Origin of the sequence: Avibacterium sp. 21-586 (assembly GCF_026226775.1) — a bacterium.
GTDB lineage: Bacteria > Pseudomonadota > Gammaproteobacteria > Enterobacterales > Pasteurellaceae > Avibacterium.
In genome coordinates, this window is record NZ_JAKKOD010000002.1 from 463,474 (window position 1) to 489,188 (window position 25,715).

General features: G+C 40.1%; 29 protein-coding genes and 3 tRNA genes. 25 read left to right on the forward strand and 7 right to left on the reverse strand.

Features of this window, described 5'->3' with window-relative positions:
• Positions 1 to 57 precede the first annotated feature (57 nt).
• From hslV to hslU, 3 genes are read left to right on the forward strand one after another with little or no spacing between them, the layout of a single operon-like run.
• A complete protein-coding gene (gene hslV, locus L5B71_RS09940; RefSeq protein ID WP_265758216.1) occupies positions 58 to 582 on the forward strand; it encodes an ATP-dependent protease subunit HslV in 525 nt (174 codons plus the stop codon).
• A complete protein-coding gene (locus L5B71_RS09945) occupies positions 582 to 902 on the forward strand; it encodes a DMT family transporter (RefSeq protein ID WP_265758217.1) in 321 nt (106 codons plus the stop codon). The genes hslV and L5B71_RS09945 overlap by 1 nt, the downstream gene beginning before the upstream one ends.
• 44 nt (positions 903 to 946) lie before the next feature.
• Entirely contained in the window at positions 947 to 2,278 is a 1,332-nt protein-coding gene (gene hslU / locus L5B71_RS09950; protein ID WP_265758218.1) for an HslU--HslV peptidase ATPase subunit, read from the forward strand.
• 76 nt (positions 2,279 to 2,354) lie between these two features.
• On the opposite strand, the gene asnA is transcribed toward hslU, so the two are convergent.
• Positions 2,355 to 3,347 (reverse strand): aspartate--ammonia ligase, encoded by a 993-nt coding sequence (asnA, locus tag L5B71_RS09955; protein WP_265758219.1) that lies wholly within the window; start codon positions 3,345 to 3,347, stop codon positions 2,355 to 2,357.
• A 159-nt stretch (positions 3,348 to 3,506) separates the two neighbouring features.
• On the opposite strand from asnA, the gene asnC reads away from it, so the two are divergent.
• The 11 genes from asnC to L5B71_RS10010 all read left to right on the forward strand — a co-directional run bounded on the left by asnC (position 3,507) and on the right by L5B71_RS10010 (position 12,539).
• Positions 3,507 to 3,959, forward strand: a complete 453-nt coding sequence (asnC, locus tag L5B71_RS09960; protein WP_265758220.1) for a transcriptional regulator AsnC — start codon at positions 3,507 to 3,509, stop codon at positions 3,957 to 3,959.
• Between the two features lie 32 nt (positions 3,960 to 3,991).
• A complete protein-coding gene (udp, locus tag L5B71_RS09965) occupies positions 3,992 to 4,753 on the forward strand; it encodes a uridine phosphorylase (RefSeq protein ID WP_265758221.1) in 762 nt (253 codons plus the stop codon).
• 423 nt (positions 4,754 to 5,176) lie between these two features.
• Positions 5,177 to 5,252, forward strand: a tRNA-Lys gene (locus L5B71_RS09970).
• A gap of 28 nt (positions 5,253 to 5,280) precedes the next feature.
• Positions 5,281 to 5,356, forward strand: a tRNA-Lys gene (locus L5B71_RS09975).
• Positions 5,357 to 5,380: 24 nt separating this feature from the next.
• Positions 5,381 to 5,456, forward strand: a tRNA-Lys gene (locus tag L5B71_RS09980).
• A 223-nt stretch (positions 5,457 to 5,679) separates the two neighbouring features.
• Complete coding sequence (locus tag L5B71_RS09985) at positions 5,680 to 6,204, forward strand: type II secretion system protein (protein ID WP_265758222.1); 525 nt, start codon at positions 5,680 to 5,682, stop codon at positions 6,202 to 6,204.
• A complete protein-coding gene (locus L5B71_RS09990) occupies positions 6,205 to 6,927 on the forward strand; it encodes a PulJ/GspJ family protein (protein ID WP_265758223.1) in 723 nt (240 codons plus the stop codon). It begins immediately after the preceding gene.
• Positions 6,924 to 7,601: a DUF2572 family protein gene (locus L5B71_RS09995; protein ID WP_265758224.1), complete on the forward strand. Its 678-nt coding sequence runs from the start codon at positions 6,924 to 6,926 to the stop codon at positions 7,599 to 7,601. The genes L5B71_RS09990 and L5B71_RS09995 overlap by 4 nt, the downstream gene beginning before the upstream one ends.
• On the forward strand, positions 7,582 to 7,887 hold the full coding sequence (locus L5B71_RS10000; RefSeq protein ID WP_265758226.1) for a DUF5374 domain-containing protein: 306 nt from the start codon (positions 7,582 to 7,584) through the stop codon (positions 7,885 to 7,887). Before L5B71_RS09995 ends, L5B71_RS10000 begins: the two co-directional genes overlap by 20 nt.
• Before the next feature lie 11 nt (positions 7,888 to 7,898).
• Entirely contained in the window at positions 7,899 to 11,315 is a 3,417-nt protein-coding gene (gene recC / locus L5B71_RS10005) for an exodeoxyribonuclease V subunit gamma (RefSeq protein ID WP_265758227.1), read from the forward strand.
• 18 nt (positions 11,316 to 11,333) lie between these two features.
• Positions 11,334 to 12,539 carry an SEL1-like repeat protein gene (locus L5B71_RS10010; RefSeq protein ID WP_265758229.1) on the forward strand — a complete coding sequence of 402 codons (1,206 nt, stop codon included), beginning with the start codon at positions 11,334 to 11,336 and terminating at the stop codon, positions 12,537 to 12,539.
• Between the two features lie 28 nt (positions 12,540 to 12,567).
• Here the strand turns inward: L5B71_RS10010 and rapZ are convergent, their stop codons facing one another.
• The 5 genes from rapZ to lptC form a co-directional block, all read right to left on the reverse strand.
• Positions 12,568 to 13,422: an RNase adapter RapZ gene (rapZ, locus tag L5B71_RS10015; RefSeq protein ID WP_265758230.1), complete on the reverse strand. Its 855-nt coding sequence runs from the start codon at positions 13,420 to 13,422 to the stop codon at positions 12,568 to 12,570.
• Between the two features lie 69 nt (positions 13,423 to 13,491).
• Positions 13,492 to 14,022, reverse strand: a complete 531-nt coding sequence (gene ptsN, locus L5B71_RS10020) for a PTS IIA-like nitrogen regulatory protein PtsN (protein WP_265758231.1) — start codon at positions 14,020 to 14,022, stop codon at positions 13,492 to 13,494.
• A gap of 3 nt (positions 14,023 to 14,025) precedes the next feature.
• A complete protein-coding gene (gene lptB, locus L5B71_RS10025) occupies positions 14,026 to 14,751 on the reverse strand; it encodes an LPS export ABC transporter ATP-binding protein (RefSeq protein WP_265758232.1) in 726 nt (241 codons plus the stop codon).
• A 10-nt stretch (positions 14,752 to 14,761) separates the two neighbouring features.
• Positions 14,762 to 15,274, reverse strand: coding sequence for a lipopolysaccharide transport periplasmic protein LptA (gene lptA / locus L5B71_RS10030; protein WP_265758233.1), 513 nt, complete (start codon positions 15,272 to 15,274; stop codon positions 14,762 to 14,764).
• Complete coding sequence (lptC, locus tag L5B71_RS10035) at positions 15,258 to 15,830, reverse strand: LPS export ABC transporter periplasmic protein LptC (RefSeq protein ID WP_265758234.1); 573 nt, start codon at positions 15,828 to 15,830, stop codon at positions 15,258 to 15,260. The genes lptA and lptC overlap by 17 nt, the downstream gene beginning before the upstream one ends.
• Before the next feature lie 237 nt (positions 15,831 to 16,067).
• On the opposite strand from lptC, the gene mlaF reads away from it, so the two are divergent.
• The 7 genes from mlaF to murA all read left to right on the forward strand — a co-directional run bounded on the left by mlaF (position 16,068) and on the right by murA (position 20,803).
• Entirely contained in the window at positions 16,068 to 16,868 is an 801-nt protein-coding gene (mlaF, locus tag L5B71_RS10040) for a phospholipid ABC transporter ATP-binding protein MlaF (protein ID WP_265758235.1), read from the forward strand.
• Positions 16,858 to 17,643 carry a lipid asymmetry maintenance ABC transporter permease subunit MlaE gene (gene mlaE / locus L5B71_RS10045; RefSeq protein ID WP_265758236.1) on the forward strand — a complete coding sequence of 262 codons (786 nt, stop codon included), beginning with the start codon at positions 16,858 to 16,860 and terminating at the stop codon, positions 17,641 to 17,643. The genes mlaF and mlaE overlap by 11 nt, the downstream gene beginning before the upstream one ends.
• Before the next feature lie 79 nt (positions 17,644 to 17,722).
• Entirely contained in the window at positions 17,723 to 18,226 is a 504-nt protein-coding gene (mlaD, locus tag L5B71_RS10050) for an outer membrane lipid asymmetry maintenance protein MlaD (protein ID WP_265758237.1), read from the forward strand.
• 21 nt (positions 18,227 to 18,247) lie between these two features.
• A complete protein-coding gene (gene mlaC, locus L5B71_RS10055) occupies positions 18,248 to 18,886 on the forward strand; it encodes a phospholipid-binding protein MlaC (RefSeq protein WP_265758238.1) in 639 nt (212 codons plus the stop codon).
• Positions 18,887 to 18,889: 3 nt separating this feature from the next.
• Positions 18,890 to 19,252, forward strand: a complete 363-nt coding sequence (locus tag L5B71_RS10060) for an STAS domain-containing protein (RefSeq protein ID WP_265758239.1) — start codon at positions 18,890 to 18,892, stop codon at positions 19,250 to 19,252.
• Complete coding sequence (locus L5B71_RS10065) at positions 19,252 to 19,509, forward strand: BolA family protein (RefSeq protein ID WP_265758240.1); 258 nt, start codon at positions 19,252 to 19,254, stop codon at positions 19,507 to 19,509. The genes L5B71_RS10060 and L5B71_RS10065 overlap by 1 nt, the downstream gene beginning before the upstream one ends.
• A gap of 16 nt (positions 19,510 to 19,525) precedes the next feature.
• Positions 19,526 to 20,803, forward strand: coding sequence for a UDP-N-acetylglucosamine 1-carboxyvinyltransferase (gene murA, locus L5B71_RS10070; protein ID WP_265758241.1), 1,278 nt, complete (start codon positions 19,526 to 19,528; stop codon positions 20,801 to 20,803).
• A gap of 280 nt (positions 20,804 to 21,083) precedes the next feature.
• On the opposite strand, the gene hmpA is transcribed toward murA, so the two are convergent.
• Entirely contained in the window at positions 21,084 to 22,280 is a 1,197-nt protein-coding gene (gene hmpA, locus L5B71_RS10075; RefSeq protein WP_265758242.1) for an NO-inducible flavohemoprotein, read from the reverse strand.
• A gap of 138 nt (positions 22,281 to 22,418) precedes the next feature.
• Here hmpA and L5B71_RS10080 point away from each other — a divergent pair, with 138 nt between their 5' ends.
• The 4 genes from L5B71_RS10080 (at position 22,419) to clpP (ending at position 25,715) form a co-directional block, all read left to right on the forward strand.
• Positions 22,419 to 22,856, forward strand: a complete 438-nt coding sequence (locus L5B71_RS10080) for an RrF2 family transcriptional regulator (protein WP_265758243.1) — start codon at positions 22,419 to 22,421, stop codon at positions 22,854 to 22,856.
• A gap of 148 nt (positions 22,857 to 23,004) precedes the next feature.
• Positions 23,005 to 23,448: a peptidoglycan-binding protein LysM gene (gene lysM, locus L5B71_RS10085; protein ID WP_265758244.1), complete on the forward strand. Its 444-nt coding sequence runs from the start codon at positions 23,005 to 23,007 to the stop codon at positions 23,446 to 23,448.
• A 197-nt stretch (positions 23,449 to 23,645) separates the two neighbouring features.
• Positions 23,646 to 24,944, forward strand: coding sequence for a trigger factor (tig, locus tag L5B71_RS10090; RefSeq protein ID WP_265758245.1), 1,299 nt, complete (start codon positions 23,646 to 23,648; stop codon positions 24,942 to 24,944).
• Positions 24,945 to 25,112: 168 nt separating this feature from the next.
• Entirely contained in the window at positions 25,113 to 25,715 is a 603-nt protein-coding gene (clpP, locus tag L5B71_RS10095; protein WP_265758246.1) for an ATP-dependent Clp endopeptidase proteolytic subunit ClpP, read from the forward strand.

The window sequence follows — 25,715 nt, forward strand, 5'->3', positions numbered from 1 at the left end:
TTTTATCCTCATATCACGGATAGATTTTTATCTAGCATAAAATGAAAAGGAATGTTTATGACAACGATCGTAAGTGTGCGCCGTAATGGCAAAGTGGTTGTAGGAGGAGATGGTCAGGTTTCTCTTGGTAATACGGTAATGAAAGGTAATGCACGTAAAGTTCGCCGCCTATATAACAATAAAGTTTTAGCAGGCTTTGCAGGTGGCACCGCAGATGCGTTCACCCTGTTTGAATTATTTGAACGTAAGCTGGAAATGCACCAAGGGCATCTGCTCAAAAGTGCAGTGGAATTAGCTAAAGATTGGCGTACTGACCGTGCTTTGCGTAAACTGGAAGCAATGTTGATTGTGGCAGATGAGAAAGAAAGCTTGATCATTACAGGGATTGGTGATGTGGTACAGCCTGAAGAAGATCAAATTTTAGCCATTGGTTCGGGTGGTAATTATGCGATGTCTGCCGCACGAGCTTTAGTGCAAAATACGGAGCTTTCTGCCCGTGAAATCGTAGAAAAATCATTGAAGATTGCAGGGGATATCTGCGTTTATACCAATACCAATTTTACTATTGAAGAATTGCCATAATGGCGTGGATTTATTTGATTTGTGCAGGTTTACTTGAGATTGGCTGGCCAATAGGATTAAAAATTGCCTCACAGCCGAATAAGATTGTGCAGGGATCGTTGCTTGCCATATTGTTTATAGTTGGTAGCGGGACATTACTCTATCTTGCTCAGCGAACTATACCAATGGGGACAGCCTATGCCGTATGGACAGGAATTGGTGCTGCTGGTGCTTTTATTGTAGGGGTGTTGTTTTACGGTGATACACTTACATTCTGGCGCGCATTAGGGGCAGTGATGATTGTAGGTGGTGTTATTGTGTTGAAATTAACATCACATTAATCCCATTTATTTTGTATAAATGGTTTAGAAAAAAGGATTACATTATGTCTGAAATGACACCTCGTGAAATTGTATCTGAATTAGATCAACATATTATCGGTCAAGCTGATGCGAAAAGAGCAGTGGCAATTGCCTTGCGTAATCGCTGGCGTAGAATGCAATTAGAAGAGCCATTACGCCACGAAGTTACCCCTAAAAATATTTTAATGATCGGGCCAACAGGGGTGGGTAAAACAGAAATTGCACGCCGTTTAGCAAAATTAGCTAATGCACCTTTCATTAAAGTGGAAGCGACTAAATTTACCGAAGTGGGCTATGTAGGGAAAGAAGTGGATTCTATTATCCGCGATCTTACCGACAGTGCGATGAAATTAGTGCGTCAAACAGAAATCGAAAAAAATCGTTTCCGTGCAGAAGAAGCAGCAGAAGAACGCATTTTAGATGCCTTATTACCGCCTGCTAAAAATCAATGGGGTGAAGTGGAAAATCACGATACCAATAGCAGCACGCGGCAAGTGTTCCGCAAAAAATTGCGTGAAGGGCAGCTTGATGATCGTGAAATTGATATTGATGTTGCCACCCCATCAATGGGCGTCGAAATTATGGCACCGCCGGGAATGGAAGAAATGACGAGCCAGTTGCAGTCAATGTTCCAAAATCTTTCGAGTGGAAAAACCAAAACCCGTAAAATGAAAATTAAGGATGCTTTCAAAGTTCTTGTTGATGATGAAGCAGCGAAACTAATTAATCCTGAAGATCTTAAACAAAAAGCGATCGAAGCAGTAGAACAAAACGGTATAGTATTTATTGATGAGATTGACAAAATCTGTAAAAAAGGTGAATACAGCGGTGCGGATGTTTCGCGTGAAGGTGTTCAGCGAGATTTATTGCCATTAGTGGAAGGTTCAACGGTTAGCACGAAGCACGGAATGGTGAAAACCGATCATATTTTATTTATAGCGTCTGGTGCATTCCAAGTGGCTCGCCCTTCTGATTTAATCCCTGAATTGCAAGGTCGTTTACCAATTCGTGTGGAACTTTCAGCCTTAAGTGCGGAAGATTTTGAGCGAATTTTGACTGAACCAAATGCCTCTTTAACAGAGCAGTATAAAGCTTTAATGGCAACGGAAGGCGTGAATATCACGTTCACCCAAGATGCGATCAAGAAAATTGCCGAAGCCGCTTTCCGTGTCAACGAGAAAACGGAAAACATCGGTGCACGCCGTTTGCATACTGTAATGGAACGCTTAATGGATAAAATTTCCTTCAACGCCAGCGATATGAACGGTGAACAAGTTACCATTGATGGTGCTTATGTTGCAGATGTCCTAGGCGAAGTGGTAGAAAACGAAGATTTAAGTCGTTTTATTCTTTAATGTATTGATTTTATAAATAAAAAGAGCGGTGAAAAATTTGATTATTTTCACCGCTCTTTTTTATTTGGATAATAAATTAAAGGATATTATCAAACTCTTCCATTACTGATTTTGGCCATACACTTGATTGCACTTCACCAATGTGTTTTTTATGTAATAGTAACATTGCTAAACGAGATTGACCGATACCACCACCGATAGACAGTGGTAAACGACCATTTATCAAATCTTGGTGCCATTCAAATTTTAAGCGATCTTCATCACCTGTAATGGCAAGCTGTTTGCGTAACGCAGTTTCATCGACTCGGATACCCATTGAAGAAAGTTCAAAAGCGCGTGCTAGAGTTGGATTCCAAACTAAAATATCGCCATTTAACCCTTTGTATTCTCCTTCAGAAACGGTTGTCCAGTCATCATAGTCTGGTGCACGCTTATCGTGCGGTTTACCATCTGATAATTCACCGCCAATACCAATTAAGAACACAGCGCCATATTCCTTACAAATAGCATTCTCACGCTCTTTATCGTTCAGGTCGGGGTAGCGTTTCACTAAATCTTCACTGTGGATGAAGGTGATTTCTTGCGGTAAGAATCGTGCTAAATCGAATTTTTCACTTACTGCTTCTTCGGTTTCTAAAATTGCTTGATAAATCGAACGCACGGTTTCTTTTAAGTAGGCCAGATTGCGGCGGCCTGCAGGGATCACTTTTTCCCAATCCCATTGATCAACATATACAGAGTGGGTTTGATCGAGGCTATCTTCATCTGGGCGTAAGGCTTTCATATGCACAAATAAGCCTTCCCCTTCTGCAAAACCAAAACGAGCAAGGGTGTGGCGTTTCCATTTGGCTAAAGAGTGAACTACTTCAAAGGTAGCATCTGTGATCTGCTTCACATTTACTTGAACTGCTTTCTCTGTTCCTGAAAGATTATCTTGAATACCATTGCCAACTTGGCTTAGGATAGGACCTTGAACTTCTACAATACCTAAATGTTGCAAAAGTTTTTGGGTAAATGTGTTCTTAGCAAAGCTAATTTCTTGTTGTTGTAAAATAAATGATTTTTTCATTATATGAACCTTTTTATTATGAATTTTGATTTTCGTTGCGTATTATTTAACAAGACAAGGGTAAGATTCAATACCTGTTGATAAAAAATGGATTGATGGTGTTTTTTTTATAAAAAAAAGTGTATTATTTTAAATAAAATTTAATTTTGGAAAAAGAGAATGTACAATATTGATAACTTAGATAGACAAATTTTGCGTGTGTTGCTTAAGGATGCACGTACGCCTTATGCTGAAATGGCGAAGAATTTTGGTGTAAGTCCTGGGACAATTCATGTTCGTGTAGAAAAAATGCGCCAAGCAGGCATTATTCAAGGGACAAAGATCCGTATTGATCAACGTAAATTAGGTTATGATGTATGTTGTTTCATTGGTATCATTCTCAAAAGTGCGAAAGATTATGATAAGGTTATTGAAAAATTAGAGAAATTTGAAGAAGTGGTGGAGGCTTATTATACCACGGGGAATTATTCCATTTTCATTAAGGTGATGACCCACACCATTGCAGAACTTCATTCTGTATTAGCAACCAAAATTCAGTTGATTGATGAAATTCAATCTACCGAAACCTTGATTTCAATGCAAAATCCGATTTTGCGTGATATTACTCCATAGCTCATTCATCTATAAATAAAATAGGAGTCATTATGTCTGATGTTTTTCACTTAGGCTTAACTAAAGCAATGTTAGACGGCGCGCAACTTGCCATTGTTCCTGGCGCGCCAGAACGTGTTGAGCGTATTGCTCGTTTATTGGAAAATCCAAAATTTTTAGCCTCGACCAGGGAATTTACTTCCTGGCTTGGCTATCTTAATGGCAAAGCCGTGGTGGTCTGTTCCACAGGGATTGGTGGGCCTTCCGTTTCTATCGCGGTAGAAGAGTTAGCGCAATTAGGTGTGCGTACTTTTCTACGCATTGGCACAACAGGTGCGATTCAACCGCATATTAATGTGGGTGATATTTTGATCACCACTGGGGCGGTACGTTTAGATGGAGCAAGCCGCCATTTCGCGCCATTAGAATATCCAGCGGTAGCGGATTTTACTTGCACTTCAATGCTCCACAAAGCGGCATTAGAAAATGATAAAGCGAAAGTGCATATTGGTATCACCGCGTCATCAGATACCTTCTACCCAGGGCAAGAACGCTACGACACTTACACCGGCAAAATTTATCGCCACTATCAAGGTTCATTAAAGCAATGGCAAGAGTTAAATGTAATGAACTATGAAATGGAAAGTGCCACTTTATTTACAATGTGTTCAGCCCTAGGCTTGCGTGCAGGTATGGTGGCTGGTGCAATCGTAAACCGCACACAGCAAGAAATCCCAAATGAGGAAACTATCCATCAAACCGAGCAGAATGCTATTGATATTGTGGTTAAAGCAGCTGGTTATTTGGTTGGATAATGTATTGGGGCTATGACATAAAACCTTCCCATTACGATAAATATAACTACCGACAAAACATTCATAATTGTCATGGCATGGACGCCATGACAATTATCTATTTTCTATTAGAATGATATAAATATCATATTATTGCTATGCCAACGTATAGATAAAGATAATTATTATCTATAAGATAAGGCTTAACTTAATAGGGGATAGGGTGTCTCAGATTATATTTTTGTTATATTTTTTGTTATATATTTTTAAAGAGACAAATCAGATTAGTCTAACTATAAAACCTTTGAATAATAAGCGATAGAAGAACCAACTCCCAGTATATTTGTTGTTTATTCGTTCAAATAAAACAAAAATAAAAAATTTTTATTGATTATTAAAATAAAAACAGTATTATAAGCCTCCGTTACTTAATGATAGTCATTAGGGTCGTTAGCTCAGTCGGTAGAGCAGCGGACTTTTAATCCGTTGGTCGAAGGTTCGAATCCTTCACGACCCACCAATCAAACGTAACAGCCTAAATATATTTAGGGTCGTTAGCTCAGTCGGTAGAGCAGCGGACTTTTAATCCGTTGGTCGAAGGTTCGAATCCTTCACGACCCACCAACTCAAAGCAATTAAATATACTTAGGGTCGTTAGCTCAGTCGGTAGAGCAGCGGACTTTTAATCCGTTGGTCGAAGGTTCGAATCCTTCACGACCCACCATCATCAATTTATCCACTAGATTTCATAACAATCTATTTTCCATCTTATTATTTTTGCTGTATTGCATTCTTACGTTTTATTCTTGTTTTCTCATTATTTTCGCGATCTTGATTCCAAAACTTTCTTCATTTCCTTCTAAAAAAGCACCGCACTTGTTAGGCTTGTGTATAGAAATTACAGACAGAAAAAGGCAAAGTGCGGTTGAAAAATCCGCGTTTTTATTATGGCTACAATGAAAGGCTTCACGCTATTAGAGTTTCTTATCGTGCTATTGATTTCCAGTATGCTATTGGTTACAGCCTTGCCTGTATGGCAACAGAATCAGGAACAATGGATGTTAGGCAAAGAGCAACAGCGCTTATATTTATTTTTCCGTACCATTCAACGGCGCGTTGAAAATTCTAATCAAGTATGGTTTTTAGTGGCAAATCGCGATCTGACAAGTCAAAAATGGTGCATTGCCGCTCAAGTCAAAAATGAAAAAATATGCAACTGTTTACAACCGCACTTATGCGCAGACGAGTTAATGGCGAATATTTATCAACCCTTGTTTCCAAAGCAAACGATGATTAGCAGTAAACATTATTTTCCGCAAGAAATGGCTAGATTCAGCGGTATCCGCAACACCATTCAAGCGGATTGTTTTTTGTTACAAGCAGGGCAAGCGAAAACCTTATTTTCTTTTTTTAATGTGGGTAGCCTAAAACTAAAACAGGGAAATTCACTTAGTGCCTGTGGAGAGCCTTAGATGAACGGCTATTTGAAAGGGCAAAGTTTGCTAGGATTGATGATTGCCTTGGCTGTATCCAGCTTATTATTAATTGGCATAGTAAAATTTTATCAACATAGCCAATGGCAAATTCAGCAAATGAATGCACGGCTGTTTTTACAAGCTGAAATAGAAAGAACTCTGCAATTAATCGGCAAAGATTTACGCCGTACGGGGTTTCGAGCAGCCGTAGGAAAACGTAAAGTGGATAACTTCGCCTTGTTTGAACAAGACAGCCAAGGCACAAGTCTTGTTGTTAGCCAAGCTATGGGAGAAAAGCCGAATAGCTGCGTGTTATTTTTCTATGATTTGGATAATTCAGGTTGCATTGGTTCTACCTATACCAAAGGACTATGCGTTGAAAATGGTAAAAATCGAGCAAAGGAAATCGAACGTGAATTGTTTGGTTATCGCCTAAAGCAAAAAATGCTAGAAACGCGTTTAACTTATAAAAACACCGTTAAGCAAAAATGCACAAAAGAAGAATGTCAAACTTACATTCAGCAACCTGCTTGTGAGAAAGGTGGCTGGGTGGATCTGCTTGATGATCGTGAAATTGCGATCACCCATTTTTCTTTGCAGTGGTTAAAAGAACCTTTGTTACTTGTCGCACAGTTAAAAGGGCAACTTATCAAACAACCGCATATTCAATATGAAAGCGAAATTGTTATTCCCTTGCTCAATCAAGGCGGTGCAGAATGAAGGCACAAAAAGGCATTGTTACCCTAACCTTATTGTTGTTGCTTAGTTCATTATTGATGATCGCAATGTTGTTTAATCAAGAAGAACTGCATTTTTATCGAGCAATGAATGCGCAGCAAAAATATTATGTGGAAAATGATGTAGCGCTCTTGCCAATAAGCAGCCAAAATCTGCAGCAAGAATGTGGAAAATTACCCTTAGATTATGCGGATTCTGTCTATCGTCTTGAGCTTAAAAATCCAACAAAAAACCACCGCACTTTTGATGAGGCCGCACATTTTGCTTGGTGCGAGCGAATAAGCCTATTTCAGAAAACGCCAAGTCGTGGCATAAGTGCGGGGCAATTTTCGCAATATTTTGATCCTGAGATCACGCCTTTGTTTGCCAAACTTTTACAGCAAGAAAATATCAGCAAATATCCCCTTTATTGGTTTTCTGAACGCGAGAAACATTGGGAAATCAACGGCAATATTTATGCGGTGATTGTGGCGGAGGGTGATTTAACTTTATCTGGCAAAGGGGAAATTCGTGGTGCTGTGATTACGCAAGGGCAATTACATCAAGGGGAAAATGTGAAATTGGTTTACAATAAGAAAACGCTACAAGAAGTGGTTCAGGCTTATCGCTTTTGGCGGCTAGCAACAAGGAGCTGGTATGATTTCGAGCCTTTATAGACCGCTAAAATACAAAGGAATGAATTTATTTTCTTTGCTAATGACTTTAACCCTATTTAGTGGTATTTTTTTGTCCATTAATCAATGGCTGACGCACCAGCGGCAAAGTGCGGTGAAAATTTATCAAGATTTACAAGCCATTTCTATTGCGCATAATCAGCAGCAACGCCTGTTTACGGGGTTGAGTTGTCAAACTCAAATTGAACAAAATCAGCTTATTTTTCATCTTCATTGTCATAAAAATAAAGTTACTGTGCGTTATCCCACAGGGGAAACCAGCTTATAAAAGGAAATTCTGTGCTAACCGTTTATTATTCCAATTTGCTTGAAACACAAAAAGAGATCCTACTGCATTTAATGAAAACAATGCCGTTGGACGATCCGTTGCAGTCGGAAATTATTTTGGTACAAAGCCCCGGAATGGCGCAGTGGTTGCAATGGCAAATTGCGGAAAAGCAAGGAATTTCAGCGAATCTACAATTTCCTATGCCAGCGACTTTTATTTGGCAACTTTATTGCGATAATTTATTTAATGTAACGCAGCAGAATCAATTTGCCAAAGCACAGATTGTATGGCGCTTAATGCGATTGATCCCACAATATTTATCACAACCTGCCTTTGCACCATTGCGTGATTATCTCAATTCTGCACCACAATCGGCACAGCAAAGACTGTATCAATTAGCGGAAAAAGTGGCAGATTTATTTGACCAATATCTGGTGTATCGCCCAGATTGGATCAGTGAGTGGGAAAAAAATGCAGACAGCCGAATCGCACAACAAATTGTGGCACAGAAAAGCGAAGATAAACAACAGTTAGCCGATCAAATTGTACGCCATATTGAATGGCAAGGCATTTTGTGGCGTGCGTTAGTGGCTGAAATTCAACAGCAAAATGGCAGCGAAGAAGTTTGGCACAGGGCGCATTTACACCAACAATTTCTTCAGTTACTAGGGGAAAAAGCACCATTAAAACTGCCGAAACGGATATTTATTTTGGGTATTTCAGCCCTGCCAAAAGTGTATTTGGAAATTCTCAACGGTATCAGCGAATTTTGTGATGTGCATTTATTTTTTACCAATCCTTGCCGTGAGTATTGGGGAGATATTGTCGATAAGCAATATTGGCAAAAATTGCAACAGCGTTCCCGCACCGATCAACAAAGCCAACAAGCTAACCCATTATTTTCTCATCAGCAAATTGCACTGTTAGAGCAAGAGCAGTACGAACGCACCGCCGAGCAAGAAATGTTGCAAGTGGGCAACCCATTACTTTCTTCTTGGGGCAAACAAGGGCGCGATTTCCTTTATCTGCTCACCGATCTGCAAAGTAATGAAATCAATGCCTATGTAGAATTGGCAGAAGACAGCTTATTACATCAAATTCAGCAACGGATTTTAACGCTCACGCCAACAGGTATTGAGCCGTTGCATTTTGCACCGCAGGATCCTTCTTTTTCCATTCACGCCTGTTATAGCGCAATGCGAGAAGTGGAAGCCTTGCAGGATTATTTACTGCATTTGTTTAATCAAGATCCGAGCCTAACGCCAAAAGATGTGGTGGTAATGGTGGCCGATATTGATAAATATACCCCTTATATTCGCGCGGTTTTTGAGCAAGGTAAGCCTTATATTCCATTTTCCATTTCGGATAATAAATTGTCGGAAAATGATGTGATTGTATCGGCTTTCATCAAATTATTAAACCTGAAAGAAAGCCTGTTTAGCGCGCAAGATGTGTTGGATTTTCTTGATATTCCAAGTATTCGCACTCGTTTTCATATTGGGCTTGAAGATCTGCCTTATATTCATCATTGGGTGCAACATTCAGGCATTCGCTTTGGCTTGGAAAAATATCAGGGCGTGGCGCAAGAAAATTATAACGCGTGGAAAGCAGGGCTGGAGCGAATGTTGCTCGGCTATGCAATGCGTGAAGAAAATGGTATTTGGCAAGACAGCCTTGGTTTTGATAATAGTTACGGCTTAAAAGGGCAATTAGCAGGCTATTTAGCGGAATTTATTGAACAACTTTATCAATGGTATCAAACACTTTGCGGCGAGCATTCTGTTGAGCAATGGCAGCAAGCCTTATTCCAATTGGTGGAAACCTTTTTCCAATTTGATGAAACGAGCCAAGAAACACAATGGTATCTCAATGATTGCATTGAAACCTTTGCTGAGCCTTTGGTCAATGTGCAATTTGAACAACCGCTTGGCGCAGAAGTGGTGGCGGAAGTGATGAGTGGCTATTTGCAAGAAAATCCGCATAACTTACGTTTTTTGGCGGGGAAAGTGAATTTTTGCACCTTATTGCCAATGCGATCAATCCCATTCCGTGTGGTGTGTTTGCTGGGAATGAATGAAGGGGAGTACCCACGCCAAAGCACGCCAAATAGCTTTGATCTTATGCAATATCATAAACAAAAAGGGGATCGCTTCAAACGAGATGATGATCGTTATCTCTTCCTTGAAGCGCTCGTTTCTGCGCAAGATTATTTCTATCTCAGTTATGTCGGGCATTCAATCATTGACGATGAGCCGAAAGAACCTTCCGTGCTGGTAAATCAATTATTGGATTATGTGGCAGAAAACTTGCCATTACCTGAGAATGATGGGAACGAAAATCCAAATGAATATTGGCGTAAAAAATTGGTGATACATCACCCAATGACCGCCTTTAGCGAGAAAAATTTCAGCCAAAAACACCGCACTTTTGCGCGTAACTGGTTGCCATTAGTGAATAAAACCACCCAACAAGAACAGGGTTTTATTCAGCCATTGAATAATGATCATCGGGTGCAAACAGTGGCGTTAAGCCAGCTTATCGCCTTTGTGCAGCATCCGATCCGATTTTTCCTAGAGCAGATTTTAGGCATTCACCTGCGAAATGAAGAAAGTGCCTTAAGGGATACAGAAAATTTTGATTTCGATAACTTGGAACGCTATGCCATTAACCAGCAACTGCTTTATCTCAACGATGATGAATTTAGCCAATTTTTCCGCCAGTTACAAATCAAAGGCGTAATGCCAAGGGGCGCTTTTGCTGAAGTGCAAGGGCAAAAACTTAGCCAAGATATTTGCGATCTGAAAAAAGAGGTGGCAGACTATTTCACGCAAGAAAGCCAAAGCTTGGCAGTGGAGCTGGATTTCACACTTCCAACCCAAACCTTGTGCTTGACGGGCGTAATCAATCAGCTTTATCCTTTGTCTGACGGCGCATCAAAGGGGAAAATGGAGAGAGTAACTTGGCGTGTAGGAGGAAAAATTCGCGATAAAGATCTGATTGAAAACTGGATCTATTACTTAGTGCAATGTGCCACGCAAGAAAATGTCGCCCCAGCCCATAGTTACGCCAAAGGCGAACAAGTGCGGTTTAAAATTCTGCAAAAAAACACCGCACTTGCGCAATTACAATGTTATCTGGAAGCCTATGTTCAAGCCCTGCAATCCCCTTGCTTAGTGCTAACAACTAATCTGCGCGCTTATTTCAGCGCGCTCAAAAATGAAAAAGGCAAAGATGATGAAGCCATAATCCAACAAAAATGCTTTGCCATCTTACACGAAAGCATTTATGGCAACGATTATGGCTTTAAACAAGAAGATAAATATTGGCAACGCGTGCTAAGCGAACAAGAATTAGCGCAACTCGACTTAAACGCAATGACCAGCATAATGCAGGATTGGTTTGGGTTAATGTTGGATAGCTTGGAATAGTTAAATCAGGAACACACAATGAAATTTACCAAAACACTTTTAACAACCGTACTTTTTTCTTTTTCTGTACTAGGCTTAGCGCAAGTGGCTTATGCTTACACAGATGAGCAAGAAATGCAATTCGAACAAGCCTTAGACGCAGTCTATAACAAGGATTTTGAAACGGCATTTAAATTATTCCAATCATTGGAAAAGCAGGGGGTTTTAGAAGCCCAATTTAATTTAGGTTTAATGTATCAAAATGGACAAGGTATAAAACGAGATGATGCTGAGGCCGTGAAATGGTTTCGCAAAGCCGCAGAACGGGGAGAAGTAATGGCGCAAGTTAATTTGGGCTTGATATATTTGGAAGGGAGAGGAGAAAAACAAGATGATACTGAAGCCGTAAAATGGTTTCGCAAAGCCGCAGAGCAGGGATATAGCGTAGCGCAAGTTAATTTGGGCATGATATATTTGGAAGGGAGAGGGGAAAAACGAGATGATGCTGAAGCCATAAAATGGTTTCGTAAAGCCGCAGAGCAGGGGAATCCAAATGCGCAATTTCTTTTAGGTGAGATGTATCATGAAGGACTGGGTGTGGCACAAAATGATGTTGAGGCGGTGAAATGGTTTCGTAAGGGGGCTGAGCTGGGATCTCCAGATGCGCAATATAATTTAGGTGTGATGTATCGTGATGGACTACTGGGTGTGGCACAAAATGATATTGAAGCAGTGAAATGGTTTCGGAAGGGGGCAGAGCTGGGATTTCCAGATGCGCAATATAATTTAGGTGTGATGTATCGTGATGGAAAAGGTATAAAACAAGATGATGCTGAAGCCGTAAAATGGTTTCGTAAAGCTGCTGAACAGGGACATAGCGCAGCGCAAGGTAATTTAGCAGTAATGTATGCTGAGGGGCAAGGTGTAAAGCAGGATAATACTGAATCGATAAAATGGCTTCGCAAAGCCGCAGATCAGGGAAATGCTAGAGCGCAAGTGAATTTAGGCTTGAATTATCATAAAGGCGTGGGCGTTAAACAAGATTATGCTAAGGCGCAAGAATGGTTTGAGAAAGCTGCAAAACAAGGTGATTGGCAAGCATTATTATTACTCGCAGATGCTTATCTTAAAGGCTACGGGGTAAAACAAGATCCCTTAAAAGCCAGAGAATATTTTGGACACGCTTGCTTCGCAGGTGTTCAGAATGCGTGTGATATGTACTTTCAATTAAATGAAGCGCAATAACGACAATAAGCCTGCCAAAAGTGCGGGCTTATTTTTGATAGTTTTCTAGGGATTTGTGTTGAATGAATACATTTTCCCCTTTGGCTTGGAAATATTCACCAATTTGTTGGGCGATGTAAACAGAACGGTGTTTGCCGCCGGTGCAACCAATGGCAATGGTGAGATAGCTGCGGTTATTGTGTTTTAACATTGGTAGCCAAGTTTCAATATAATTGCGGGTGAGATAAATAAAATTGTTGACGTCATTATGCTTGTTCAGAAAATCTATTACAGGTTGTTCTAGCCCAGTCATTGGACGGAGCTCTGGATTCCAATGGGGATTAGGCAGAAAACGCACATCAAAAACATAGTCTGCATCTAGCGGAATGCCATATTTAAAGCCAAAAGATTCGACAATAATTTTTAATTCTTTTTGTTTATGCCCGAGTAAAAATTCACGTAGGTGTTCTGCTAGTTCGTGAGTAGAAAGATGAGTCGTATCAATAATTAAATTGGCTGCATCAATCAGTGGGGTAAGATATTGTTGTTCAGCATCAATAGCACCTTCAAGAGAAAGGGCTTCAATGGAAAGAGGGTGTAGACGGCGTGAATCGCTATAACGCTTAATTAGGGCATTGCGTTCACTATCAAGGAAAATAATTTTTACTTGATGATTTTGTTGCAGTTGCTCGAGGCTTTGTTCTAGCTCTGCTTTTGAAGAAGGAAGATTGCGAATATCAATGCTAATTGCCACAGAAGATTGCTTTTTCGCCAGAATCGTTGCCAGCTCAGGAAGCAGGGTAACGGGGAGATTATCCACACAGTAGTAGCCAATGTCTTCTAAGGCACGCAAGGCAACGGATTTGCCTGCACCAGAACGTCCACTAATAATGATGATCTCCATCTGATTTCTCCCTTTGAATGATTGTTACTATTCCGTTCCTATCTTTTGCTTATCATTCTGCACATTTTCTTATTCGGCTTTTAGCACGCCTTCTTGATCGCGTTTTTGTTCGGCGTCTTGTTCGTCATCAGAGTGATTATCGGCATATTCAAAAATTTGCCAAATTTCTTCTGCACTTTGTGCCGCTCTTAACTGCTTGCAGAGGGATTTATCTAACAATTTTTCCGCGAATTCAGGTAATACGGATTGGGAAAATTCGCCACAAGCTTCGGAAGGAATGAGCAAGGCAAAAATTAAATCCACATCACGGTGATCGGTGGCTTCATAATCAATAGGCGTGGCCAGTTGCAAAAATACGGCAATCGGTTTATCGCCTGTATGCAAACGTCCTTTTGGCATTGCTACACCATTGCCTAAGCCTGAATTACCAAGCTTTTCACGGTTAAATAAGCAATCAAAACTGCTGTGTTCGGGATCTTCTTCCCCCTGTATTTGATCAGCAACAATGCGACTAATCGTCTCAAAAATACGCTTTTTACTTGAGCAAACAAGTCCTTGACGAATGTTTTCAGGATGTAGTAGTTGTGTAAATTTAGTCATAAGTTATAGTTTAAATTCTTCACCGAGATAAACCCGTTTCACCTGTTCGTTATTCATCACTTCTTCAGGTGTGCCTGTGGCGATCATTTTCCCTGCACTGACAATGTAAGCACGTTCGCACACATCAAGGGTTTCGCGCACGTTGTGGTCGGTAATTAGCACACCTAAACCACGATCACGCAGATCCATAATAATCTTTTTAATGTCAATCACAGAAATGGGATCGACCCCAGCAAAAGGTTCATCTAATAAAATAAATTTAGGATTAGCGGCTAATGCGCGGGCAATTTCCACACGGCGGCGTTCCCCACCTGAAAGGGATTGCCCTAGGTTATCGCGAATATGGCCAATGTTAAATTCTTCGATTAATTCTTCCGCTCTTTCGCGGCGTTGTTGTGCATTGAGATCTTTACGAATTTCCAGCACTGCCATTAGGTTGGCGTACACGCTTAAACGGCGGAAAATAGAAGCCTCTTGCGGTAAATAGCCAACACCTTTTCTTGCACGATCGTGCATAGGCAACAAGCTAATGTCTTCATCATCAATGCGAATTTTGCCTTCATCTTGTTGCACCAAGCCAACAACCATATAGAATGTAGTCGTTTTGCCTGCCCCATTAGGGCCAAGTAACCCCACAATCTCATTTGATTTCACGTTTAGACTGACATCAGAAACCACTTTTCGACTCTTGTAGCTTTTAGCTAAATGTTCTGCATAAAGCGTTGGCATAAGACTTATCCTATTTCTTTTTACTGTTTAATTGTGCAGGAATCAAAACAGTTCTTACACGAGATTTGCTTGAGCCTGAGGCTTTTAATTGCTGTTTTTTTACATCATAGGTGATTAAGTGCCCTGTGATTTTGCTGTCTAACTGTTTTAATTCTGCATTGCCTGTTAAGGTTAAAAATTCTGTACCAAGATCGTAATGCACTTTATTGGCTTTGCCGTCCACAGGCTTGCCGTCATCTAATACTTGATGAAAGGTAACAGGACGTCCATAAGCATCTACGGTTTCTTTTTTGTTGGAATTTTCAGGCGGACGAGTAATGACAACTTTATCTGCTTTAATCAAAATAGAACCTTGGGTGATCACTACATTGTCGGTAAAGGTTACGGTTTGGTTTTCCATATCCAAAGATTGGTTGTTGGATTCAATATTAATCGGTTGATTGGTATCATTTTTTAAAGCAAAAGCTGACATTGAAGCCATCAGTACGGTAAAAAATAAAAGAGATTTATTTGCTAATTTCATAGTGGGTTTTCACCTGTTCTGCTAAGGTTGCAATTTGTTGTTTTAAGTTACCAGTTAATTTGGCGCCACGAGAAGTAAAATTCAAGCCCGTAATGATTGCCATTGTATCAGAGTGAATATCTTGCGTCTTTAAATTTACCGTAGCTCGTTCGGTATCCACCCGTTGTAAACGCGAATTGGGCAAAAGGCTTTGTACTGATACATTTCCTTCTAAATATAAGTGTTCATCTTTAGTTAATTGCGCTTTGTCTGCACTGATTTTCCAGCTTTGTGTACCTAAGTTTTGATCTTGTACATCATATAAATAAACCAAGGGTTGCTGAAAATCAGTGTTCCCAGTAGCGTCATAATGTTCCACTTTATCAGCCAGTGCAAAATATTGTTTTTCGCCTGTAGGAGAAAAAACGGTGGTTTGCATTTTATTGCCAATGTATTCGGGGCTATCTTCGGATTTGATTAAATCCTCTCTAGCTGGAACGCTTGTTTGTAGGCTATATAGCCAAGTCAACAGACCTAAGGCAATCACTGATAAGATAATATTCCAACGAATATTCATAATTAAATAATATTCCTGACTAATACGAAGCTAGATCATAGCATAATTTGACAAAAGCAAGAACAATGTCTTGCAAAAGTGCGGGGGTTTTTTGTCGAATTTTTTTGCACACATTACCTTTTGTGTACCATTGTAAATGTAAAGAATGTAAAGATCGAAATGCCGTTTGACTTTCTTGGCATATCTAATATGATCTGCCTTTCAATTAAAAATCAAAACAAGGCAAGTATTCGATTAATGAATCATTCTTTTGTAGAAGTAAAAAATCTTACTTTTAAGCGTGGTGAGCGTGTTATTTATGATCGCCTGAATTTACGCGTTGAACAGGGAAAAATTACCGCCATAATGGGGCCGTCAGGGATTGGAAAAACCACCTTGTTGCGTCTTATTGGTGGGCAACTTTCACCTGATAGCGGAGAAATTTTGGTCGATGGTAAGGATATTTGTCAAATGTCCCGTGCGGAGCTTTATAAATTGCGTCAGCGCATTGGAATGCTCTTTCAATCAGGCGCATTGTTTACCGATATGTCCACCTTTGATAACGTGGCGTTCCCTATTCGTGAGCATACCAATCTGCCAGAACAGTTAATCCGTGAAATGGTATTGATGAAATTGCAAGCGGTGGGATTACGCGGTGCGGCGGATTTAATGCCCTCTGAATTATCAGGCGGTATGGCAAGACGCGCAGCCTTGGCGCGAACCATTGCCCTTGACCCTGAATTAATTATGTATGATGAACCTTTCACGGGGCAAGATCCGATTAGTATGGGCGTGATTGTGAGCCTGATTAAACGCTTAAATCAAGCCTTGCAGCTCACTTCTATTGTGGTTTCCCACGATGTGAAAGAAGTGTTAAGCATTGCTGATTATGCCTACATTATTGCCGATAAAAAAGTGATTGCCGAAGGAACGCCTGCCGAATTGTTAGCTAGCCAAGATCCGCAAGTGCAACAGTTTATTAAAGGTGAAGCAGACGGTCCTGTACGTTTCCATTACCCTGCAGGTGATTATGTTCAGGAGTTATTTGATGATAAGTGATATGATTTCCGCCTTGGGGCGCCGTGCCATTAATTTTTGCAAAGGCATTGGGCGTTCAGGTTTTATGCTGTGGGGCGCATTAGTAGGACAGCCACAAATTAGAAAGCATTTTCCGTTGTTGATTAAACAGCTTTATGTGTTGGGCGTGCAATCTTTACTGATTATTATGCTTTCAGGCTTGTTTATTGGTATGGTGCTTGGGCTACAGGGCTATGTGGTGCTAGTGGATTTTTCTGCCGAAACCAGCCTTGGGCAACTGGTTGCCCTTTCCTTATTACGCGAGCTAGGCCCTGTGGTTACCGCATTATTATTTGCAGGTCGCGCAGGTTCTGCGCTAACCGCAGAAATTGGTTTGATGAAAGCCACCGAACAGCTTTCTAGCCTTGAAATGATGGCGGTTGATCCGCTACGCCGTGTGATTTCGCCACGCTTTTGGGCGGGCGTGATTGCAATGCCAATTTTATCTATTATTTTTATCGCCATTGGCATTTGGGGCGGCTCATTGGTGGGCGTAGATTGGAAAGGCGTGGATGCAGGCAGTTTTTGGTCTGTAATGCAAAACTCAGTGAGCTGGAAAACGGATATTCTCAATGGATTAATTAAGAGTCTATTTTTCGCCATTGCCGTTGTATGGATTGCCCTGTTTAATGGTTATGACAGCGTGCCAACTTCTGAAGGCATCAGCAAAGCCACCACTAAAACCGTGGTAAATGCTTCCCTTGTGGTGCTTGGGCTAGATTTCGTTTTAACCGCGATAATGTTTGGTGGGAGTTAATCAGGCTGATTAACTAAGAAGTTTCATTTCATTAAAAAACAGCACAAAATAAAGTGCGGTGTAAATTTAAGGTGTTTTTATGCGACAAACAGCAAAGTATGAATTTGGGGTAGGGTTATTTTTATTGCTTGCGATTGGTGCTTTTGTCTTTTTAGGATTAAAAGTGGCAAATGTGCAAGGATTTAGTCAAGCAAAATCTTACCAAGTGAGTGCAACTTTTGACAATATTGGTGGACTAAAAGTGCGTGCGCCATTAAAAGTTGGCGGTGTGGTAATTGGGCGAGTGAGTGATATTGAGCTTGATCCACAAACTTATTTGCCGATGGTGAAGATTGCGATTAATCAAGAATATAACCAAATTCCTGACAACAGCTCGCTTTCAATTAAAACTTCTGGCTTATTAGGTGAACAATATATTGCGTTGAGCATTGGTTTTGATGATGGCGAAACCACCAAAATGCTCAAAGACGGTAGCAAAATTGTGGATACCAAATCTGCAATGGTATTAGAGGATTTAGTCGGCCAATTCCTTTATGGGGATAAGAGTAAATCTGATGATAGCAAACCTGAAACGCAACAATAATTTCTTTTTACGGAGGAATCAATGTTAAAACAAACAATGACAAACTGGTTAAGCAAAACATTAGTAATTTTCACCGCACTTTTTGCAGTGCAAGCAATGGCGGATGATAGCCCTTATGACTTAATGCAAAAGGCATCAGACAAGTTGTTTAGCGATATTGCTAACAGCCAAAGCCAAATTAAACAAAACCCAAATTATTTAAGAACCATTGTGCGTAACGATTTAATGCCTTATGTACACGTTAATTATGCGGGATCATTAGTATTAGGACAGTATTTTAAAAGCACAACGCCAGAGCAGCGTACAAAATTTTTCGCCGCTTTTGATCAATTTGTTGAGCAATCTTATGCACAAGTGTTAACACTGTATAAAAATCAAAAGGTTGATATTGAAAAGCCGAAAAACGTTTCAGATAACCAAATGAGCGTTCGTGTGAAGGTGGGGAAAAGTAATAATGCACAGCCGATTAATTTAACCTTTTTCTGGCGTAAAAATAGTAGAACGGGAGAGTGGCAAGTGTATGATATGGCAGCTGAAGGTGTGAGTATGGTAAATACCAAAAAACAAGAATGGAGTGCAACCTTACGCAAAGGAGGTATCGAAGTGCTGACCCAACAAGTGCAAAAAGCGGCAAATGTGCCTGTTACATTGGGTAAATAATCGATGCACAACACATCAGGTTTAACCTCAAGTTTAACTTGGGCATTTGAACAAAATGATGATAAGATAACGCTCCGCTTGACTGGGGCGTTATCCAGAAAAACGTTGTTGCCATTGTGGGAACAACGTTATTCTTTTTTATCCACGGATAAAATTGCGCACCAGCAACTTATTTGGGAACTTGCCGATTTAACGCGAATTGATAGTGCAGGCTTTGCCTTATTGAGTGATCTTATCCATCATTGTCAAAAGCAAGCACATACACAAATCATTCAAAATCCTCCAGAGCAATTCCTCACATTGGCTGATCTTTTTGGGTTATCAAAATGGATTAACCCGTTTTTACAACATAGTGGAAAGAATTAATGGAAACGCAAGAAATTGAACGAATTTTAAAAGACGCACTTGGGCTTGAAGAAGTTTATGTACAAGGTGAAAATGCGCATTTTGGCGTGATTGTGATTGATGATGAAATTGCCGGGCTTTCAAGATTAAAACAGCAACAAACCATTTATGCACCGCTAATGCAATACTTTTCTTCAGGTGAAATCCACGCCTTAAGTATCAAAACCTTTACCCAAGAAAAGTGGAAACGCGAGCGTTTACTTAATCCCATTAATTAATTTTTAGGACGTTGATATGCAAAAATTTCGTGTTTATGGGCAATCTCGTTTAAGTGGAGATGTCAAAATCTCAGGGGCAAAAAATGCCGCATTGCCTATTTTATTTGCTGCAATCTTAGCTGAAGAACCTGTTACCTTAACCAATGTACCTGAGTTAAAAGATATTGAAACCACACTAAAAATTTTGCGTCAGCTTGGTATGCAAGTTGAGCAAAAAGACGGTGGCGTGGTGTATTTAGATGGCTCAAAAATCAATCATTTTATTGCACCTTACGAATTAGTAAAAACAATGCGAGCTTCAATTTGGGCATTGGCCCCACTTGTGGCGCGTTTTCATCAAGGACAGGTTTCGCTCCCTGGTGGGTGTGCCATTGGGGCTCGTCCAGTAGATTTACATATCAGCGGTTTAGAACGCTTAGGCGCAGAAATTGTACTTGAAGACGGTTATGTCAAAGCACATACCAGTGGACGTTTGGTCGGCACACGAATTGTAATGGAAAAAGTGAGCGTGGGTGCAACCCTTTCTATTATGACGGCAGCGACTCTCGCACAAGGCACAACCATTATTGAAAATGCTGCACGTGAACCTGAAATTGTCGATACCGCCATATTCTTAAATAAAATGGGCGCGAAAATTAGCGAGGCTGGCACAGATACCATTACTATTGAAGGCGTGGAACGCCTTACAGGCTGCGAACACGCAGTGGTTGCAGATCGTATTGAAACTGGTACATTCCTTGTTGCAGGGGCGATTTCAGGTGGGCGTATTGTCTGCCATAACACGAAAGCGGATACGCTGGATGCGGTGATTGATAAATTACGTGAAGCGGGTGCAGAAATTGAGATCACCGAAGATACCATCACACTAGATATGAAAGGCAAACGTCCGAAAGCCGTGAATATTCGCACCATGCCACACCCAGGATTTCCAACAGATATGCAAGCGCAGTTCACCCTATTAAATATGGTGGCGGAAGGCACAAGTAAAATTACCGAAACTATTTTTGAAAACCGCTTTATGCACATTCCAGAATTAATTCGTATGGGCGGAAAAGCCGAAATTGAAGGCAATACCGCGATTTGCCATGGTGTAGAAAGTCTTTCAGGTGCGGAAGTAATGGCAACGGATTTACGTGCTTCAATCAGTTTGGTGCTAGCAGGTTGTATCGCAAGTGGTGAAACCATTGTAGATCGTATTTATCATATTGATCGTGGCTATGAGCATATTGAAGATAAATTGCGTGGTTTGGGAGCCAAAATTGAACGATTCAATGATTCAAGTGAACGTTATTAAAAAACGTTAGATAAGAATGAATTGGGCTGCTCTTTGTTTTTTATAGCGAGCTAAAGTTTGCCTATTTTAATATCAATTGCAGCTTTGATTTTTTGAAGCTGTAATTAGATTTGTTAAGTTGAAGATTTTTTGAACCAAGTAAAACGCCATTCATATAGATTTAATAACATACTTCAAGTATATGTGGAATGTTATTTCAACGAATACGGATGGCATTTTTATTGCAATAATATAAATTTTCGAATTTTTTCAATTAAGCAAGTTCACTTACTGAGTGTTGCTATAATTTAATTCCGCCTGTATTAAATGCTTCAAGGTGAATATGCTCTGCAGGTACACCTAAATCTACTAACGATTTGTACTGCGCTTGCATAAATGCCATTGGGCCACACAGGTAGTAATCTGCGTCTTTGGGTAAAAGTGCGGTTGGAATTTGGCTTAAATCTAAACGTCCAGTTGCGTCTGCTTGCTGATCTTCCGCTTCATATACGGTAAAGGTGCTAACATTTGGATATTGTGCTTTTACCGCATCAACATGCGCTTTCATTGCGTGTACATCGGCATTACGGCAAGCGTGGATAAAGCTCACAGGGGAAGGCACATTTTGCTCTACGAGCTGATTCAGCATTGCAATCATAGGGGTTAAGCCCACACCACCACTGATAAAGACATTTGGTTTCTTGTTATCAATTAAGAAGAAGTTACCTGTTGGTGCCGTTGCTTCAATCTCATCACCTTCATTTAATCCGTGTAATGTTGTGGAAACCCAGCCACCTGCTAGCTCGCCTTTTGGATCTTCACGTTTTACTGAAATACGTAAATAGTCTGATTTTGGATTATCCGAAAGGGTGTATTGACGAGGTTGTTTTAAGCCTAATTCTGGAACGAAAACACGCACCGAGATATATTGTCCTGCTTTGTAAGTTGGCAAATCGCCGCCATCAACAGGCTGCAAATAGAAAGACGTGATTTCACTGCTTTCTTCCACTTTCTTGGCGATTTTAAACTTACGCCAGCCTAACCAACTGCCTTTAGTTTGCTGATGTTCATCATAAATGGCTTTTTCTGTACTGATCAAAATATCTGCTAATTGATTGTAGGCGGCAGTCCAGGCCTCAATTAATGGATCGTCCATTGAAATTTGCAAAACTTCACTAATAGAATGAAGTAAGTTATTGCCCACAATGGCATAATCCGGTGCTTGAATATCAAGACTGACGTGTTTATGTGCCATTAATTCAACCGCTGGCAATAACACGGCTGGATTTTCAATATTTTCCGCATAAGCTAATACCGCATTAGCTAAAGAACGTGCTTGTGCACCGCTACGTTGGTGTCCAAGGTTAAACACTTGTTTTAACTCAGGGTGATTGGTAAGCATTCTGTTATAAAAATAAGAGGTGAGTGCAACCCCGTTTTCGCGTAGTACAGGCACAGTGGCTTTCACTAATTCAATTTGATTTGCTGTTAATGACATAGAAAGTCCTTTTGGTTTATTAAAGATGTATTTAAAATACATTTTTAATGCTAGGCTGGCAAGTGATTATTTATGAATAAGCGCTAATCTAGCGCAAAGTGGTGAAATAGACTACAATGCACCACTTAAGGAGTGGCAATGCAGATTAATAAATTTACTGATTATGCTTTTCGTGTGCTGATCTATCTTGCGCGTCAACAGGGACATTCGCACACAATTGCCAGCCTTGCCAAGCAACTTCACCTTTCACAAAATCATCTGGTTAAAATCGTGCATTTTATGGCGAAACAAAAATGGCTTGTCACCAGTCGTGGTAAAGGTGGCGGTATTCGCCTGGCAGAAGGCGTGCTAGGTTTGCCTTTAGGTGAGATGCTACGCACACTACAAGGCAACGTACAAATTGTGAATTGCCTTTCACCACACTGTACTTTACATCCCGAATGTCAATTGAAGCATTTGCTAGAAAATGCGTTGGGTCAATTTTATCAAGCTTTAAACCAATATAATTTAGCAATGGTAGTTAATCGTGACAATTTGAATGATAGCCTAATAATTGCGGTCAAAATGCTTTCTTAATTATAGTACTGTATCTGACTATAAAAGAGCGGTAGATTTTAGGCTAAAATTTAGAAAAATTTCTTTGTTTTATGCACCAGATCTAGACTTATTCCTGATAATTCGTTAAGGTAGGTCTAAACTTTTTATTCAACATTAGGAGCTAAAAATGGGTTTATTTGATTTTGTTGGCGATATTGGGCGAAAACTTTTCTCTAAAAAAGAAGATGCTTCTGAAGCAGTGGAAAAGCACATTGCAGAAGATAACCCGGGGGTGGAAAATCTTTCTGTAAAAGTGGAAGAGGGCGTCGCGAAAATTGAAGGTAATGCGGCCTCTGCTGAAGCATTGGAAAAGGCGATTTTAATGGCTGGTAACGTGGTAGGCATTAATTCGGTGAATGTCGATGGCGTTGCGATTAAAAGCGGTGAAAGTTTAGCAACCGATGAAGAATTTTATGTGATCCAAAAAGGCGATACCCTTTGGAAAATTGCAGAAAAAAACTATGGTAATGGCGCAAAATATACCGCGATCGTTGAGGCAAACAAAGAGGTGATCAAAGATGCGGATAAGATCTTCCCAGGTCAGAAAATCCGTTTACCAAAATCACTTTAATCAATAGCATAGCAAAAGCCTTATTTCGTAAGGCTTTTCTTTTTTAGAGTAAAAAATAGCCAATTGTGGTTTTTTATTTCTCAATATCTCGACTGGCGAGCGTTGTATCGCTATAATTTGGTGTCTTTTTAACTTTTATTTACTAACGTGTTCGGTGTTAGTGTTCGCCGAGTGCAAATTCATTTTGAGGTAACATAATGTCATTTAATATTGAAACAACTCAAGGTCTTGAGCGTCGTGTAACTATCACCGTTCCAGCTGAAACCGTAGATCAAGCAGTGCGTGAAGAATTAAAACGTGTCGCAAAAAATGCTCGTGTAGATGGCTTCCGTAAAGGTAAAGTGCCACCACATATTATTGAAAAACGTTTTGGCGCATCTGTGCGTCAAGATGTATTAGGTGATTTATTACAAAAACACTTCTTCAACGTGCTTGTAGATAGCAAAGTGAATCTTGCTGGTCGTCCAAGTTTCAATGTTGAACAGTTTGAAGCGGGTAAAGAGCTTGTTTTCACTGCAACTTTTGAAGTGTATCCAGAAGTAGAATTAAAAGGGTTAGATCAAATTAACGTAGAAAAACCTGTCGTTGAAATCAATGACGCAGACATTGATAAAATGGTTGATGTGTTACGCAAACAACAAGCAACTTGGGAAGAAACCCAAGAGCCAGCAAAAGCCGATGATCGTGTAACGATTGATTTTGTTGGTACCGTTGATGGCGAAGAATTTGAAGGCGGAAAAGCAACAGACTTCGTATTAGCAATGGGTCAAGGCAGAATGATCCCTGGCTTTGAAGATGGTATTGTTGGTCATAAAGCAGGCGATCAATTTGATATTGATGTCACTTTCCCAGAAGAATATCACGCAGAAAACTTAAAAGGCAAAGCGGCGAAATTTGCCATTACCTTGAAAAAAGTAGAAGTGATGGTGTTGCCTGAATTAACAGATGAATTCATTGCGAAATTTGGTCCAAACAGTAAAACTGTAGCAGATTTACGCGCAGAAATCGCAAAAAATATGCAACGTGAATTGAAAAATGCGTTAACTGCTCGTGTTAAAAATCAAGTTATCGAAGGATTAATTGAACAAAATCCAATTGATGTACCAGCCGCAGCGGTTGAGCAAGAAATTGACGTGCTACGCCAACAAGCGGCCCAACGTTTTGGTGGCAACCAACAACAAGCAGCACAATTGCCACGTGAGTTATTTGAAGAACAAGCAAAACGTCGCGTTCAAGTCGGTTTATTGCTTTCTGAAGTCATCGCATCAAATGAATTAAAAGTGGATGAAGAACGCACTGAGACAATGATTCAAGATATTGCTTCTGCTTATGAACAACCAACAGAAGTAGTAGAGTACTATAAAAACAACAAAGAATTAATGAACAATATTCGTAACGTTGTTTTAGAAGAACAAGCGATTGATGCAGTCTTAGCTAAAGCTCAGGTAACTGAGAAATCTGCATCATTTGATGAAGTAATGAATCCACAAGCATAATTTGCTGTAACTCATTAATTTCAAAGTGCGGTCGTTTTTTTACAAAAATGACCGCACTTTTGTTATATAATTTATTTTTCAAGTCGATTGAACTTAACTCAGTGTGTCACAATGACTTAAATTCAATTTACTATAATTTTTATAACCCTTTAATAAAAAGGAAAACAAATGGAGAATACGATGGCTTTAATTCCTATGGTGGTTGAGCAAACCGCGCGTGGTGAACGTTCTTATGATATTTATTCACGTTTATTAAAAGAGCGTATTATTTTTCTAAGCGGTCAAGTTGAGGACAATATGGCGAATTTAATCGTGGCTCAACTGCTATTTTTGGAATCAGAAAACCCAGATAAAGATATTAGCCTTTATATTAACTCACCAGGTGGGGTGGTTACCGCAGGAATGGCAATTTATGACACAATGCAATTTATTAAACCTGATGTGCGTACCCTATGTGTTGGACAAGCTTGTTCAATGGGAGCATTTTTGTTAGCAGGTGGTGCGGCAGGTAAACGTGCCGCATTACCAAGTGCACGCGTGATGATTCACCAACCTTTAGGAGGGTTCCGCGGACAAGCCTCGGATATCCAAATTCACGCACAAGAGATCTTAAAAATTAAGCGTACATTGAATGAAAGATTGGCCTTCCACACTGGGCAGCCTTTTGAAAAAGTGGAACAAGATACGGATCGTGATAATTTTATGTCAGCAGAACAGGCAAAATTATACGGTTTAATTGATGAAGTATTAGTGAAAAGAGAAACGGAATAA